Source organism: Micromonospora sp. (assembly GCF_048594385.1).
Taxonomy (GTDB): domain Bacteria; phylum Actinomycetota; class Actinomycetes; order Mycobacteriales; family Micromonosporaceae; genus Micromonospora; species Micromonospora wenchangensis.
Map to the genome: position 1 here is coordinate 17,959 of NZ_JBMDWU010000422.1, position 15,074 is coordinate 33,032.

General features: G+C 71.4%; 13 protein-coding genes. 6 read left to right on the plus strand and 7 right to left on the minus strand.

Annotated features, from left to right (window positions below; all coding sequences use genetic code 11):
- Window positions 1-44: 44 nt before the first annotated feature.
- The 6 genes from ACOJTC_RS22905 to ACOJTC_RS22930 all read right to left on the minus strand — a co-directional run bounded on the left by ACOJTC_RS22905 (window position 45) and on the right by ACOJTC_RS22930 (window position 7,048).
- Window positions 45-1,505, minus strand: coding sequence for an NAD-dependent succinate-semialdehyde dehydrogenase (locus ACOJTC_RS22905; RefSeq protein ID WP_420118429.1), 1,461 nt, complete (start codon window positions 1,503-1,505; stop codon window positions 45-47).
- Between the two features lie 99 nt (window positions 1,506-1,604).
- A complete protein-coding gene (locus tag ACOJTC_RS22910) occupies window positions 1,605-2,681 on the minus strand; it encodes an ABC transporter ATP-binding protein (RefSeq protein WP_420118430.1) in 1,077 nt (358 codons plus the stop codon).
- Entirely contained in the window at window positions 2,681-3,748 is a 1,068-nt protein-coding gene (locus ACOJTC_RS22915) for an ABC transporter ATP-binding protein (RefSeq protein WP_420118431.1), read from the minus strand. Before ACOJTC_RS22915 ends, ACOJTC_RS22910 begins: the two co-directional genes overlap by 1 nt.
- On the minus strand, window positions 3,730-4,665 hold the full coding sequence (locus ACOJTC_RS22920; protein WP_420118432.1) for a carbohydrate ABC transporter permease: 936 nt from the start codon (window positions 4,663-4,665) through the stop codon (window positions 3,730-3,732). Before ACOJTC_RS22920 ends, ACOJTC_RS22915 begins: the two co-directional genes overlap by 19 nt.
- On the minus strand, window positions 4,665-5,618 hold the full coding sequence (locus tag ACOJTC_RS22925; RefSeq protein ID WP_204926722.1) for a carbohydrate ABC transporter permease: 954 nt from the start codon (window positions 5,616-5,618) through the stop codon (window positions 4,665-4,667). Before ACOJTC_RS22925 ends, ACOJTC_RS22920 begins: the two co-directional genes overlap by 1 nt.
- Window positions 5,615-7,048, minus strand: a complete 1,434-nt coding sequence (locus tag ACOJTC_RS22930; protein WP_420118433.1) for an extracellular solute-binding protein — start codon at window positions 7,046-7,048, stop codon at window positions 5,615-5,617. Before ACOJTC_RS22930 ends, ACOJTC_RS22925 begins: the two co-directional genes overlap by 4 nt.
- Before the next feature lie 414 nt (window positions 7,049-7,462).
- Here ACOJTC_RS22930 and ACOJTC_RS22935 point away from each other — a divergent pair, with 414 nt between their 5' ends.
- The 4 genes from ACOJTC_RS22935 (at window position 7,463) to ACOJTC_RS22950 (ending at window position 11,156) form a co-directional block, all read left to right on the plus strand.
- Window positions 7,463-8,206 (plus strand): GntR family transcriptional regulator, encoded by a 744-nt coding sequence (locus ACOJTC_RS22935; RefSeq protein WP_420118434.1) that lies wholly within the window; start codon window positions 7,463-7,465, stop codon window positions 8,204-8,206.
- Window positions 8,207-8,295: 89 nt separating this feature from the next.
- A complete protein-coding gene (locus ACOJTC_RS22940; protein ID WP_204926718.1) occupies window positions 8,296-8,865 on the plus strand; it encodes a DJ-1/PfpI family protein in 570 nt (189 codons plus the stop codon).
- Window positions 8,866-8,884: 19 nt separating this feature from the next.
- Entirely contained in the window at window positions 8,885-9,706 is an 822-nt protein-coding gene (locus tag ACOJTC_RS22945; protein WP_420118435.1) for an alpha/beta fold hydrolase, read from the plus strand.
- Window positions 9,707-9,944: 238 nt separating this feature from the next.
- Window positions 9,945-11,156, plus strand: a complete 1,212-nt coding sequence (locus ACOJTC_RS22950; protein ID WP_420118436.1) for a chitosanase — start codon at window positions 9,945-9,947, stop codon at window positions 11,154-11,156.
- Window positions 11,157-11,204: 48 nt separating this feature from the next.
- Here the strand turns inward: ACOJTC_RS22950 and ACOJTC_RS22955 are convergent, their stop codons facing one another.
- Window positions 11,205-13,559, minus strand: a complete 2,355-nt coding sequence (locus ACOJTC_RS22955) for an AbfB domain-containing protein (protein ID WP_420118437.1) — start codon at window positions 13,557-13,559, stop codon at window positions 11,205-11,207.
- Between the two features lie 397 nt (window positions 13,560-13,956).
- On the opposite strand from ACOJTC_RS22955, the gene ACOJTC_RS22960 reads away from it, so the two are divergent.
- Both ACOJTC_RS22960 and ACOJTC_RS22965 read left to right on the plus strand, forming a co-directional pair.
- Entirely contained in the window at window positions 13,957-14,550 is a 594-nt protein-coding gene (locus ACOJTC_RS22960) for a hypothetical protein (protein ID WP_420118438.1), read from the plus strand.
- The coding region (locus tag ACOJTC_RS22965) for an AAA family ATPase (protein WP_420118439.1) at window positions 14,538-15,074 on the plus strand (537 nt) is incomplete at its 3' end. The genes ACOJTC_RS22960 and ACOJTC_RS22965, both read left to right, overlap by 13 nt.

The window sequence follows — 15,074 nt, forward strand, 5'->3', positions numbered from 1 at the left end:
CGGAACGGCGGCGATGTGCTGGTCGGACGTCAGCGGCGGGACGGTCACGGCAGGTCGATCGCCGCGTAGGTGACGTCGAGGTACTCGAGGATGCCCTCGTGTGACCCCTCCTTGCCGATGCCGGACTGCTTCACGCCCCCGAACGGGGCCGACGGGTCCGAGATCAGGCCCCGGTTGACGCCGATCATCCCGGTCTGCAGACCCTCGGCGAACCGCAGCGCCCGCTGCAGGTCACGGGTGAAGACGTAGCCGACCAGGCCGTGCTCGGTGTCGTTGGCCTTCGCCATCACCTCGTCGTCGGACGTGAACCCGATGATCGGCGCCACCGGGCCGAAGATCTCCTCCCGCAGCATCCGCGCGTCGTCGGGCACGTCGACCAGGACCGTCGGCGGGTAGAAGTGACCCGGGCCGTCCGGGCGCACCCCGCCCACCAGGACCCGGGCGCCCCGACCGACCGCGTCGGCGACGAGGTCGTCGAGCTTGGCGACCGAGGGCCCGTCGATCAACGCCCCGACGTCCACGCCGTCGTCGAGGCCGCGGCCCACCACCAGCGCGCCCATCCGCTCGGCGAACCGCTTCGTGAACTCCTCGCGTACCGGCTCCTCGACGTAGATCCGGTTGGCCGCGATGCAGGACTCCCCGATGTTGCGCATCTTGGCCACCAGCGCACCGTGCAGCGCGACGTCCAGGTCGGCGTCGGCGCACACGATCAGGGCCGCGTTGCCGCCCAGCTCCATCGAGGTACGCAGCACGTTGTCCGCCGCCTGGCGCAGCAGCACCCGTCCGACCTCGGTCGACCCGGTGAACGACACCTTGCGGGTCCGGGTGTCGGCCAGCAGCGCCGAGACCACCTCACCGGAACGTCTGGTGGTCACCACGTTGACCACACCCGCGGGGACGCCTACCTCCTCCATGATGCGGGCCAGCAACAGCATGGTCAGCGGCGTCTGGGCCGCCGGTTTGGTGACCGTCGTGCAGCCCGCGGCCAACGCCGGGGCGATCTTGCGGGCGCCCATGGCCAACGGGAAGTTCCAGGGCGTCACGAACACGCACGGTCCGACCGGCTTCGGCACGGTGAGGATGCGGTACCCCCCGGCGGGAGCGGTGCTGTAGCGCCCCTCGACCCGTACCGCCTCCTCGGCGAACCACCTGAAGAACTCGGCGCCGTAGGCCACCTCCGCCCGGGCCTCGGCCAGCGGTTGGCCCATTTCGAGGGTGATCAGCCGGGCGACCTCCTCGGACCGGTCGGTCAGGGCCCGGTACGTCGCGGTCAACAGCTCCGACCGTTTCCGTGGCGGGGTCGCCGCCCACGACGCCGCCGCCCCGCTCGCCGCCTCGAGCGCGGCCAGCCCGTCGTCGACGCCGGCGTCCGCCACCTCGGCGACGGTCGTGCCGGTGGCGGGGTCCTCGACGGCGAAGGTGGCGCCGCTCGCGGCGTCCCGCCAGGAGTCGCCGATCCGCAGCCGCCGGTGCTCGGGGGCCAAAACGTCCATCGGGTCACTCATTGCGTCGCCTCCTGTGCTCTTCGTGGTGATGTCCGGCGTTCCGCGACGGGACGGGTCACCGGCCCGTAACCGCAGGCCGGCGCGCCGTCGCCGCCCCGGCTACCGCCCGGCCGCCGACAGCGACAGCCCGGTGCCCGCGTCGAACAGGTGCGCGCGGTCCAGGTCGACCGTCACCCGCAGCCGCTCGCCCGGCGTACCGGTGACGGTGGGTCGGGCCTTGACCTTCAGGATCTCCGTGCCCACCCGCACGTCGACCACCGTCCGGTCACCGAGGGGTTCGAGCCCGTAGAGCTCACCGGGCAACGACGCGTCCCCGCGCCGCTCCACGGACAGGTCCTCCGCACGCAGGCCCAGCATCAGCGCCTGACCGTCCTTGGCCGTGGCCCAGCGGGGCCGGGGCAGCGTCCAGCCTGCCCCGCCGACCAGTTGGTCCCCCTCGGCGTGGCAGGCGAGCAGGCTGATCGGCGGGCTGCCGACGAAGCCTGCGACCCACTGGTTGGCCGGCCGCTCGTACACCTCGGTCGGGGTGCCGACCTGTTGCACCGTGCCCTCCCTGAGGACCGCGACCTGGTCGGCCATGGACAGCGCCTCGACCTGGTCGTTGGTCACGTAGACGAACGTCGCCCCGAGGCTGCGGTGGATGCGGGTCAGCTCGGTGCGCATCTCGACCCGGAGCTTGAGGTCGAGGTTCGTCAACGGCTCGTCCATGAGGAACGCACGGGGGCTGCGGACCAGCGCCCGGGCCAGCGCGACCCGCTGCATCTCTCCACCCGACAACTGCGCGGGACGACGGTGCAGCAGCCGTTCGATGTGCAGCAGGCCCGACATCCGCTCGACGGCCGCGGCGATCTCACCGGCCGAGCGGCGACGCGCCCGCAGCGGCGAGGCGATGTTCTCGTACGCGGTGTGCCGGGGGTAGAGGGCGTAGTTCTGGAACACCATGGCCAGGTCGCGGACGGCCGGGGCGTCGGCGGTCGCGTCCCGGCCGTCCAGGTGCACCGACCCGGCGTCGAGCTTGTCCAGGCCGGCGATCGCCCGCAGGGTCGTCGTCTTGCCCGCACCGGACGGCCCGAGCACGACGAAGAACGCGCCGTCTGGCACATCCAGCGTCACCCCGTCCAGGGCGCGGACCTTGCCGAAGGACTTGCACAGCCCCTTGACCGCAACGGTTCCCATCAGGCCACCAGCTCTTCCGTGCGCACGTCGTAGACCGCCGGGGTCCCGCCGGTGTACCGCAGCCCGACCTTCGCGTCGGCGGCGAACCGTACGGTCGGTGGCATCCGGACCCGGACGTCGCGTCCGCCGCTGTGGTCGACCACGTAGATGATCTCGTCGCCGAGCCACTCGGCCGACACCACGCGGGCCGGCACCGACCGGTCCGCTCCCGGCGCGGTGACCTCCAGCGCCTCCGGCCGCACGCCCGCCACCAGGGGACGGTCGCGGGGCAGGCCCGGCGGTGGCGTGAGGACCAGTCCGCCCTGACCGCGCAGCTTCCCGTCGGCCACCTCCACGTCGATGAGGTTCATCGGCGGGGAGCCGATGAACGCCGCGCAGAACAGGCTCGCCGGACGGTCGTACACCTCAAGCGGGGTCCCGATCTGCTCGACGCGGCCCTTGTTGAGGATGGCGATGCGGTGACCGAGCGACATCGCCTCGACCTGGTCGTGGGTGACGTAGACCATCGTCGCCCCCAGTTCCCCCTGCAGGTGTTTGATCTCGGTGCGCATGTCCGCCCGCAGTTCCGCGTCCAGGTTGGTGAGGGGTTCGTCCATCAGGAAGGCGCGTGGCCGGCGCACCAGGGCGCGGGCGAGCGCGACCCGCTGCTGCTCCCCGCCGGAGAGCTGACGGGGCCGCCGGTCCAGCAGCGGACCGAGCCGCATCAGCCGGGCCGCCTCCTCGACCCGCTCCCGCACCTCGTGCTTGGGCAGTCCCTCGGCCCGCAGCGGGAACGCCAGGTTGTCGCGGGTCTTCAGGTGCGGGTACAGCGCGTAGAACTGGAACACCATGGCGATGTCGCGTTCGGCCGGCGGCAGGTCGTTGACCAGCGTGTCGCCGATGTGGATGTCGCCGCTGGTCTGCCGCTCCAGGCCGGCGATCGCCCGCAACGTGGTCGTCTTGCCGCACCCCGACGGGCCGAGCATCACGAACAGTTCGCCGTCGCCGATGGACAGGTCGACGTGCTCGACGGCGACCGTGCCGTCCGTGTAGCGCTTGTGCAGGGCGCTCACCTCGATGCCCGCCATAAGCGTCGCACCGCCCCGAGCGTCACACCGGCGACGAGGTGCCGGCGTACCAGGTAGGCGAAGACGAGCACCGGCAGGGCGAAGACCACCGAGGCGGCGGCCACCAGACCCCAGTCCACGGTGGTGCCGCCGATCAGGCCGGCGATCGCCGGTGGGGCCGTACGGACCTCGTCGCTGGAGGTGAGGAAGATGGCGAACACGAACTCGTTCCACGAGAAGATGAGCGCGAACACCGCCGTCGCGGCGATGCCGGGCACGAGCAGGGGGAGGGTGAACTTCCAGAACGCCTGCAGGCGGCTGTAGCCGTCGAGCATGGCGGCGTCCTCGTACTCGGCGGGCACCTCGTCGACGAACCCCTTCATCATCCAGATCGTGAACGGGACGTTGAACGCGGCGTAGATGAGGATCAGGCCGAGCTTGGTGTCGATGAGTCCGGCCTGGCGGTACATGAGGAAGATCGGCACCACGACCACCACGGGCGGCATGAACCGGGTGGACAGGATGAAGAACAGCTGGTCCTTCTTGGCCTTCAGGGTGAAGCGGGAGTACGCCCAGGCCGCCGGCACCCCCAGCACGGTGGCCAGCACCGTGGACACCCCGGCGACGACCACCGAGTTGAGGAACGCCACGGACAGGGCCGAGCGGCCGCCGTCGGCGCCGACGAAGAAGTCCCAGCAGTGGGAGAGGGTGACCGTGAAGCCGAAGAACTCGGCCGGCACGGCAGAGACGTCCCGGTTCTCCTTGATGGACGTCTCGATCATCCACAGCACCGGGAAGAGCATCACGACGGCCAGCGCGGTCAGCAGCACGACCTCCAGCACCGCCCGGCCGCGGCCCCGGCGGCGCACGCGGCGTGCGGGGGACGGGCGGTCCGGGGTCGGGCCTGCGGACACGGCCTCGTCGACGGAGACGGCCATCAGCCCTCCTTGAGTTTGTTCAGGTAGCGCAGGTAGAGCTGCGTGAGGACGATGACGACGAGGACCATGAGGATCCCGTACGCCGAGGCGGTGCCGGTGTTGAAGCCCAGGAACGCCACCTTGTAGACGTGGAACGACAACGTCTCGGTGGAGACCCCGGGACCTCCGTTGGTGAGGATGTAGACGAGGTCGAACAGCCGGAACGCCTCGATGGCCCGGAACAGCACGGCGATGAGCAGCAGCGGCCACACCAGCGGAAGGGTGATGGTGCGGAACCGGAACCACTCGGACGCCCGGTCGATCGAGGCGGCCTCGTACAGGTACTTGGGCACGGCGGTGAGGCCGGCGAGGGCGATGAGCATGATGAACGGCGTCCACTGCCAGGTGTCGACCACGATCAGGCTGACCAGCGCGGTCCGCTGCCGGGTGAGCCACTCCACCTGCCCCAGGCCGAGTGAGCCGAGCATGCTGTTGACCACGCCGAACTGCGCGTCGAGCATGAACCGCCAGAACAGCCCCACCACGACCGGCGACAGCATCATCGGCACCAGGAACAGGGTGGTCAGCACGCCCCGCCCGTGGGTGCGCCGGGAGATCAGGTAGGCGATGGAGAAGCCGAGCACGGTCTGCAGGGTGACCGCGCCGACCACGTAGATCAGCGTGGTCAGGGCCCGTTGGTGGACCTGCGCCGACGTCAGGATGGCGGTGTAGTTGCCGAAGCCGACGAACCGGGCGGGCCCCCCTCGGGTGGCCGAGTAGTCGGTGAACGACAGGTACAACGCCCACAGCAGCGGGAACACCGACATGCCGAGCAACAGCAGCAGTGCGGGGGAGATGAAGGCCACGGCGAGGCCGCGGTCGCTGAGCCGGCGGCGGGACCGGCCCGGTGCAGGTGGCGTCGCGGACGCCACCTGCCCGGGGCGGTCGGTCGTCAGCGGGACGGGGTCTTTCACAGCCCGCCGCCGCCCTTGCGGTTGCTGGAGTCGAGCACGCCCTGCTGCTCCCGGGCGATGTCGTCGAGCGCGGCCTTCGGGCTCTTCGCGCCGTTGAGCGCCGCGTTGACGTTCGTGTTCTCGATGTCGACGAGACGCGCGTACTCGGGCACGTTCCACATGTCCCGCATCCGAGGCACCGAGTCGGCGTACACCTGGTTGAACGGTCCGGCGTTGAGGAACTCGGGCGACTGCAGGGCGTCGGTACGCGACGGCACGCCACCGGCCGCGGCCCACTTCTTCTGCACGTCGGCCTGCTCGAACCACCGCATGAAGTTCAGGGCCTCGGCCTGCTGCGCCGAGGGGGAGTAGGCCGACACGTGCATCCCCATCCCGCCGAGCGGGACCAGGTTCGTCTTCTGGGTCGGCAGGGTTGCGAACCCCAGCTTGGAGAGGATCTGCTCCCGGGTGGTGCCGAGCGTCGACTGCTTCGGGTCGAGCAGGCCGCCGCTCGCGGCGATCCAGTTGAACGCGATGCACGCCTTGCCCTGGGCGACCGCCGCGTTCACCTCGTCGATGAACCAGTTGCCGGAGCCCTTGGCGGTCAGCGGCTTCATCTTGTTGACCAGGACGTCCATCGCCTCGTGACCCGCGGTGTCGTTGAGGACGCCGTCGATCTTGCGGCTCTTGGCGTCCCAGAGGTTGCCGCCGTAGACGCCGTTGACCGTGTTGTAGGTGACGGCCGCCGCGTCGGAGCCGTTGGCCTGGTGGAAGGCGAGCCCGCTGACGCCCGGGTTGTCCGCCTGGCACTTCGCGGCGACCGAGATCATCTCGTCCCAGGTCTGCGGGGGCTTGTCGCCGATCAGGTCCTTGCGGTAGATCATCGTCCAGGTGTCGCCGAGCAGCGGCAGCCCGTACAGGCTGGCGTTCTCGTCGCGCTTGCCGGTCTCGGCCTGCGGGAACTGGCCGTACGCCGCCAGCAGGTACGGGTTGTAGGCGTCGACCTCGATGTTCTTCTTGACGAAGTCGGTCAGGTCGAGGATGTTGCCGTTGGTCACGGCCTCGCCGATGTGCTGTGAGTCCAGGATCGCGATGTCGAAGTCGGTCTTGCGTGCGGCGAACTGGGTGAACATCGCGTCGTGCCAGTTCGCGTTCGGCACGGTGTTGACCTTGATGGTCGCGTTCGGCCGTTCCTTCTTGTACTCCGCGTTCGCGAAGTCCTCGAGCGCCTTGGCCGGGGGCCAGTCGAACCAGATGAAGCTGAGGGTCAGCGGGTCCTTGCTGAGCTCGGGGACCGTCGCCGGCGCTTTCGGGGCGCCGGCCTTCGTGCCGTCGTCCCCGCCGTCGCCGCACGCCGCGAGGGTCGTGGCGAGCAGCAGCATGGCGGCCGTCGCCAGCCGTACCTTCCGCCGGGAGACCGATGTTCGACCGATTCGCTTCGGGTGCCGCATGGTGGTACCTGCTTTCTGGGGTGGTGGGGACTTCGAGAGCCTCGCTATGTGCCTCGCCGAGCAGGTGCTTGGTTGTTCAGGCGTGGTGCCGGGCCGGCGCGGGGGCCGCCCCGTGGACCGGTGTCACGGACGCGCCATGACCTGCCGGTTCGTCGTCGTGCCGGTTCGTCGTCGTGCCGTCGGCAGGCACGCCGACCCGTCGGTGACCCGGTGACGGGCCGGGCGGGACGTCGAGCATGCTCATGGGAGCTCCAGTTGATCGAGTGGAGCGCTGGCAGGCGTTACGGCGACGGTGCAGAATGACGGTCGCCCGTCACGTTTCCTATACGATCGGGTGGGGGGCGTCAGCATGTCGCAGCGTCGTAACTGATGTCAACAGGTTCCCGAAGGTGCACGAAAGGACCTCACGTCACGATGGACGACGAAGCGATCAGCGCGCGGGGCCGCACGGCCGCGCCGGGTACGACGTCACCCGCGCGATCGCGCGGCCGGCTCGCCGACGAGGTGTACGACACGCTGCTCGGACAGCTGATGTCGCTACGGATCGAGCCCGGCTCCCGCGTCACGATCGACGTGCTGGCGCGCGAGCTGGGCGTCTCGCAGACGCCGATCCGCGACGCGCTCAACCGGATGGAGGCCGAGGGCCTGGTCGTCCGGGTGCCCCACGCCGGCTACCGCATCCCACCCCAGATCACCCGCCAGCGGTTCGAGGACATGCTGGAGGTCCGTCTGCTCCTGGAACCGGCGGCGGCGCGCAGGTCCGCCGAACGCGCGTCGCTTTCGCAGGTTGCCGGCCTGCGCCGGATGCTGGAGGAGATGGCGGAACTGGAGGGGGGCGTCGGGCCCACCGCCTACGGCGCCTTCGGGCTGCGCGACGCGGCCTTCCACGACCTGGTCGCCCGCAGCGCGGAGAACCAGGTCATCCGGGAGACGCTCGCCCGCCTGCACAGCCACGTGCACCTGTTCCGGCTGCACCACGACACCCAGGTCACCCACCTGGCGATGGCCGAGCACGAGGACGTGGTGGCCGCGATCGCCGCGCGGGACCCCGACGCCGCCGCCTACGCGATGCGCCGGCACATCCTGCGCTCCGGCGAGCGCTTCCGTCGGCTGTTCGACGAGATCAAGGACGGCGACGCGTTGACCGTGCGGTCTTGACGGGCGGGCGGGGCGAAGGAATGCTAGCTCAATCGGATCGGATTGGATCGCGTCCACCTCACCGCCACCACCATTGCGAGGAGAAGCAGATGCCCCGAGCGCTGCTCCTGACCGGCGACGCTGCCGAGGAACTCGACACGATGTACCCCTACTACCGCGTCCAGGAGGGCGGCTGGGAGGTCGACGTCGCGTCCCGCACGCGACGTGACGTGCAACTGGTCATCCACGAGTTCGACCCGAACTCCGACGCCTACGTGGAGAAGAACGGCCGCAAGCTGCCGGTCGACGTGCCCTGGGCCGAGGTCGACGTCGAACGCTACGACGCCCTGATCATCCCCGGGGGACGCGCGCCCGAGTGGATCCGGGTCGACGCCGACGTCAGGCGCATCACCGAGCACTTCTTCGCGCGCAACCTCCCCGTCGCCCTGGTCTGTCACGGCGCTCAGGTCCCGGCGGTCTACGGCCTGCTCAAGGGCCGCAAGACGGCGTGTTTCCCGCCCATCACCGGCGACATGGAGAACGCCGGCGCGACGGTCATCGACGCGCCCGACGTCGTCGACGGCAACCTCGTCTCCTGCCGGGGCTGGCCCGACATGCCGCAGTTCGGCCGGGCCATGATGGAACTCTTCGCGAAGTCCGTCGACGCCGCCTCGGCCTGAGCGCACCCGGCCCGTGCCGATGACGACCACGCGGACGGTCACCGTCGACGGCTCTCCCGTCCACGTCCTCGACAGCGGCACCGGGCCGGCGGTGCTGATGCTGCACGGCTCCGGACCCGGCACCACCGGGTCCGGAGCCTGGGCGGCGACGGCGCAGGCGCTGGGCCCGTCCTGGCGGGTGCTGGCCCCCGACCACGCGGGGTTCGGCCGTACCCCCGTCCCGGCGGGCTCCCGGGGCGGCCTGCGCCTGTGGACCCGGCAGGCCGCGGGCCTGATGGACGCGCTCGGCATCGGGGACTACGCCGTGGTGGGCCACTCCATGGGCGGGGCCGTGGCGCTGGCCCTGGCGGCCGAGCACCCCGGCCGGGTCACCCGGGTCGTGGCGGTCTCGACGATGGGTGCCCCCGGGGCGCCGCTGTCGGCCGACCTCGACGCGCTCTGGGCCGCCCCCGCCGGCCCGGCCGGGGCACGGGACATGCTGAGCCGGCTCTTCCTCGACCAGGCGCTCGTGACCGATGCTGCGGTCGCCGCCCGCGCGGACGCGATGCTGGCGGGGGCCGCCGCGTACGCGTCGTTGTTCCCGCCGCCCCGGCAGCGATGGGTCGACGACCTGACCCTCCCGGCGCGGACGCTGGCCGCGATCCGCGCGCCCGTGCTGCTGGTGCACGGCGTCGACGACCGGGTGACCCCGCTCGACCCGGCGACCCGGCCGCTGCTCGAGCACCTGGCCGACGTCCGGCTGCACGTGTTCGGCAGGTGCGGGCACGTGCCGGCGGTCGAGCACCCGCACGAGTTCCGGCACCTGCTGTCAGGTTTCCTCCGCCCGGAGCACCGTCCCTGACCGGGGGGTGGCGCGGTCCGGCCGGCACCGCGACCGTGCCGCCCCCCCGGGTGCGGTCGGCCGGTGCGCCGGGTGCCGCCCTGACCTGCCATGATCGCTCGGTGCGGTGATTGACAGTCGATCGACGCACTGCTATCAGTAAATAGACCTTACTGATTGCTGCGGTGCCCGCCCGGGCGCACGTCGCGTCCGGGCACCGACCGGCCGGCGCCCCGCCGCCCCATCCCCGAGGAACGCCATGGTGCGCAGAAGAACAGTCGCCTACGCCGTGGGCACCCTGCTGGCCGGCATCGCGTCGGTCGGCTACGGCCTGCCGTCGGCCAGCGCCGCGACCGCCGGCCCGATCACCGGTCTGGCCGGCAAGTGCGTCGACGTGGCCGGCGCCAACCCGGCCAACGGCACCGCCGTGCAGCTCTACGACTGCAACGGCACCGCCGCCCAGACCTGGACGGTGGGCAACAGCGACAGCTCGATCCGCGCGCTCGGCAAGTGCCTCGACGTCACCGCCGCGTCGACCACCAACGGCGCCAAGATCCAGCTGTACGACTGCAACGGCACCGGCGCCCAGAAGTGGACCACCGCAAGCGGTGGCGCCCTGGTCAACCCCGCCTCGGGCAAGTGCCTCGACGTGACCGACCGGAGCACCGCCAACGGCACCCGACTGCAGATCTGGACCTGTGGCGGCACCACCAACCAGCAGTGGACCCTGCCCGGTGGCGGCACCCCCACCCCGACCGCCACCGCCCCGGCCGGCACCAACCTCGACGACCCGGCGAAGAAGGACGTCGCCATGCAGCTCGTCTCGGCGGCCGAGAACTCCTCGCTCGACTGGCGCGCCCAGTTCTCCTACATCGAGGACATCGGCGACGGCCGGGGCTACACCGCCGGCATCATCGGTTTCTGCTCCGGCACCGGCGACATGCTCGAACTGGTCCAGGCGTACACGAACACCAAGCCCGGCAACGTGCTGGCCGGATACCTGCCCGCGCTGCGCGCCGTCAACGGCACCGCCTCGCACGCCGGCCTCGACCCCAACTACCCCCGGGACTGGCGCACCGCCGCCAACGACCAGGTGTTCCGGGCCGCGCAGGAATCCGAGCGGGACCGGGTCTACTTCACCCCGTCGGTGCGGGACGGGAAGAACGACGGGGTCCGGGCACTCGGCCAGTTCGCCTACTACGACGCGGCGGTCATGCACGGGTACGAGGGCATGCGCCAGATCCGCAGCCGCGCCCTGCTCCGGGCGAAGCCCCCGGCGCAGGGCGGCAACGAGCGGACCTGGCTCAGCGCGTTCCTCGACGAGCGGGTCGTCGAGATGAAGAAGGAGGAGGCCCACTCGGACACCTCCCGGGTCGACACCGCCCAGCGGGTGTTCCTCGACAACGGCAACTTCGACCTGAACACGCCACTGGTGTTCGCCGTCTACGGCGACCAGTTCCGCATCGGCTGACCCCACCGCCGGGGCAGCCACGCTGCCCCGGCGGGATGGCGGCCCCGTTCAGGGTGCCCAGGGGGTCGTGACGTTCCAGGTGCTGTCCGCGGCCCACAGGACGGGTGAGTTCCACGCCTCGCCGCCCGTGCCGTTGCTCAGCCACACCTCCGAGGCGTAGTGCCGCAGGTACCTGCCACGGAAGTTGTACGACTCCAACGAGACCCCGCTCCCGCCGACGCCGACCCGGGCACACCAGGTGGCGTCCGCGCGCAGCAGCGCCGAACCGTCGTTCGGGGAGTTGCGTACCCGCGACTCCTGGTGGCGCAGGAACTGCCCGGGGAAGTTGACCGACTCGAACGAGTAGCACGCCGGATCGGCCAGCCCGGCCCGGACCGTGTACGTCGCGTCGTTCCTGAGCAGCGCCGAGCTGTCCGCGTTCACCACCTCGGTGTAGGCGAGGCTGTCCCGGTGCCGCAGGAACCGGTCGGTGTACCCGGGGGTCGTCACCTGCAACGACCGGCGGGTGTTCAGCGGCAACGCCACCGGCGCCGAGCTGCCGACGGACCGTGACGCGGTGATCAGGGCCAGGTTGGCGGCCCTCACCCGGGCCTGGTCCATCTTGACCACCTGCCGGTCGTAGGTGAGGAATCCGTTCAGCTCACCCTCCTGGTCGGTGATCTCGGTGTAGACCGAGGTGCTCAGCCCCTTGCCGAGCATGAGGTTCTGCGTGCCCTGCACGAGGCCGATATAGCGGTCGGTCAGCGCGGTGGAGTTCGGTTGCCACTCGTAGGCGAAGAAGCTGCCCTTCGGGCTCCACTCGTGCCCGGGTACGTGCAGGCCGAGGCCGCCGAACTCGCCGAGCACGGCGATCCGGCTGCTCGACGGCACCGGCGAGTCCGGTCCCAGGTAGACGTGCCAGTCGTCGATGTCGCCGACGCCGGGGTCGCCCAGCGACTGGCAGCAGTTGTGGCCGCTGTGCGCGTTGACCAACCGGGTCGGGTCCTGGGCCTTGACGGCCTGGGCGACCCGGCGGGTGTCGGCCAGCGCCCGTTCCCCCCACCCCTCGTTGTAGACGGTCCAGGTGACGACGGCCGGCGAGCTGCGGTGCTCGTCGACGATCTCGCGGGCCTCGGCTTCGAGCTGCGCCTGCTGCGCGTCGGTGGCGTCGATGTCCTGCGCGGTCAGCGACGGGACGTCCTGCCACACCAGCAGGCCGAGCCGGTCGGCGTGGTAGAACCAGCGCTGCGGTTCGACCTTGATGTGCTTGCGCACCATGTTGAAGCCCAGGTCCTTGTGCTTCTGCAGGTCGAATGCCAGCGCGGCGTCGGTGGGCGCGGTGTAGAGCCCGTCCGGCCAGAACCCCTGGTCGAGCGTGCCGACCTGGAAGACGAACTGGCCGTTGAGCTTGGGCCGCAGGACGCCGTTGACGACGCCGGTGCTGATCTCGCGCATGCCGAAGTAGTGGGTGGTGCGGTCCACCTGGACGCCCGCGGCATTACGCAGGGTGACGCGTAGCTGGTAGAGGAACGGGGTATCGGGCGACCAACGGCGGGCGTTCGGCACGGGCACCGTGAACTCGGTGAAACCGCCGGTGGCGAAGCCGACCACGGTGGTGCCGTCGAGCGCTTCGGCCAGGACGCTGTGCCCGCTGACGTCGCCCCGGGTGAGAACCCGGACGCGCAGGGTGTTGTCGGCCAGGCGCGGCGAGAGGTCGGCCCGGCTGATCGAGGCGGTCGGCACCGGTTCCAGCCACACCGTCTGCCAGATGCCCGAGCTGGGGGTGTAGAAGATCCCGCCGGGCTGCTTGGTCTGCTTGCCGATCGGCGGCAGGCTGCCGTTCTGCCGGCTGTCCGTCGGGTCCCACACCTTCACCACGATCTCGTTCGCGCCGCCCCGCAACTGGGCGGTGACGTCGAAGCTGAAGGCGTCGTAGCCGCCGGTGTGCCCACCGACGGCCACGCCGTTGACCCAGACGGTGCTCTGCCAGTCGACGGCGCCGAAGTGCAGCAGCACCCGACGTCCGTTCCAACTCCCGGGCACCGTCACGACCCGCCGGTAGAACAGGTAGTTGCGGGTGTCGCCGGCGGCGCGCTGCACCCCGGACAGGGCGCTCTCCACCGGGAACGGCACGTTGATCCGCTCGGGCAGGTCGGTGCCGAACGTCGGGGCGTCGTCGGTGGCGGACTGGCGCAACTGCCACTCGCCGTTGAGGGTGAGCCAGTCCGCCCGGGTCATCTGGGGTCGCGGGTACTCCGGCAGGGGCGTGCCGTCGAGCGCCTGGGCGGTCCAGGGGGTGGTCAGCGGCGGGTTCTTGGCCGGTGCGGCGTGCGCCGGGCCGGCCGGCGCGGTGAGCAGTCCGGCGACCAGGGTGAGGACGAGCAGGAGGGGTGCGGCGAGGCGGACGGGATCGGGACGTGTCATGCCGTCTCCATCGGACGTGCCGCCGGGGCCGGGCTGCGCCGCCGGCGGCTGGCAGTGGGGGTGTGGGGCGGCGGGTCAGGTCACGTCCGGCCCGACGGGTCGGGCGCGGACGTCGGGGGATCTCCGGGGCGATCGGTGGCGGTCGTCATGAGGTGCCTGCTGGCCGCCCCACGGTATCGGACCCTGGGGGACAAAGGGACCGCATACGGACCGGGCGCAGCCCGGCGGGCGACCCTCCCGCCGGTACGATGCCAGGCATGGGGTGGGGGACCGCGACGAGCACGGCGACGGTGTCGCCGGCCACCGCGTGCCGGGTCCCGACCGCATCCCGCCTGGCCCGGGTACCGCTCCACGCCGTCGCCGACCGGCACCGGCCCGGCCGGGGCCGTCCGACCCGGTGAGCCCCGGCGGCACCGACGCGAGCCTGCTGGCACTGGCGGTGGGCCTCGTCGTCGCGGTCTCGCTCATCGCGGTGATCACGGTGGTCCTGCGCCGTCGAGGTGACCGCCGGGACCTGCCGGGCACCCAGGTCCGCGACCTGGAGGCGCGGGTCGTCGCCGCCGCGTCCCCGGACGCGGACACCCGAGCGTGGGCCGCGGCCACCCGGATCGCCGCCGCCCGCAGTCACGAAGCCGCCTCCCCTGACCGCGCCCCCGGCCCTGTCGACCCGCCGGCCGCCGGCACGCCTGCTGCGGACGCCATGTCAGCCGGCGCGGAAACCCCGGACGGTACGGCGGGGGACCGGCCGGTCCAGGACCCCACCGCCCCGCCGACCGGGTGGCCGTCGACGGCCGGAGGCGACAGCGACGCGATGGCTGACGCGTTCGCCTGGCTCCGGATCGCGGCCCTCGTGGAAGCCGGCCAGCGTGAGCAGGCCGTCGAGCTGCTCGGTGCCACCATGGCCATTTCGGTGGACGAGGCGGAACTGCTGGTCGACGGCCTGGACGGCGCGGGTGACCGCCACACCGGGGGTACGCGGTGGCGCGACTGATCCATCTGAACGGGCCGCCGGGCATCGGAAAGTCCACCCTCTCGGCGCGCTACGCCGACCGCCACCCCGGCACCCTGAATCTCGACGTCGACGCGCTGCACCGCCTCGTCGGCGGATGGCGCGACGAGGAGTTCGACACCTGGCCCGTCGTGTGGTCCCTGGTGCGGGCGATGGTGACGGTCCGGTTGGCCGGCGGAGGTGACGTCGTCCTGCCGCAGTACCTCGCGACGGTCGACGAGATCGACGGTCTCGCGGCGCTCGCACGCGGGCAGGGGGCGGGTTTCCACGAGGTCGTCCTGGTCGACGAGCGGGAGACCGCGATCGAGCGGTTCCACCGCCGCGCCCGCGACACCGACGACGAGTGGGTCCACCACCACCGTCAGCTCATCGCGCGCGCCGACGGATCGGCCGTGCTCGGCACCATGTACGACGACCTGATGCGGGTGGTCCGCCTACGCCCCGGGGCGGTGCTGGTGCCCAGCACGGCGGGGGCGGTGCAGGCCACCTACGACCTGCTGGTGGGC

What these genes read in the sequence shown, in the direction of transcription:
- ACOJTC_RS22905 (WP_420118429.1), bottom strand. Translation starts at nt 1,505, where the DNA reads ATGAGTGACCCGATGGACGTTTTGGCCCCCGAGCACCGGCGGCTGCGG.
- ACOJTC_RS22910 (WP_420118430.1), bottom strand. Translation starts at nt 2,681, where the DNA reads ATGGGAACCGTTGCGGTCAAGGGGCTGTGCAAGTCCTTCGGCAAGGTC.
- ACOJTC_RS22915 (WP_420118431.1), bottom strand. Translation starts at nt 3,748, where the DNA reads ATGGCGGGCATCGAGGTGAGCGCCCTGCACAAGCGCTACACGGACGGC.
- ACOJTC_RS22920 (WP_420118432.1), bottom strand. Translation starts at nt 4,665, where the DNA reads ATGGCCGTCTCCGTCGACGAGGCCGTGTCCGCAGGCCCGACCCCGGAC.
- ACOJTC_RS22930 (WP_420118433.1), bottom strand. Translation starts at nt 7,048, where the DNA reads ATGCGGCACCCGAAGCGAATCGGTCGAACATCGGTCTCCCGGCGGAAG.
- ACOJTC_RS22935 (WP_420118434.1), top strand. Translation starts at nt 7,463, where the DNA reads ATGGACGACGAAGCGATCAGCGCGCGGGGCCGCACGGCCGCGCCGGGT.
- ACOJTC_RS22940 (WP_204926718.1), top strand. Translation starts at nt 8,296, where the DNA reads ATGCCCCGAGCGCTGCTCCTGACCGGCGACGCTGCCGAGGAACTCGAC.
- ACOJTC_RS22945 (WP_420118435.1), top strand. Translation starts at nt 8,885, where the DNA reads ATGACGACCACGCGGACGGTCACCGTCGACGGCTCTCCCGTCCACGTC.
- ACOJTC_RS22950 (WP_420118436.1), top strand. Translation starts at nt 9,945, where the DNA reads ATGGTGCGCAGAAGAACAGTCGCCTACGCCGTGGGCACCCTGCTGGCC.
- ACOJTC_RS22955 (WP_420118437.1), bottom strand. Translation starts at nt 13,559, where the DNA reads ATGACACGTCCCGATCCCGTCCGCCTCGCCGCACCCCTCCTGCTCGTC.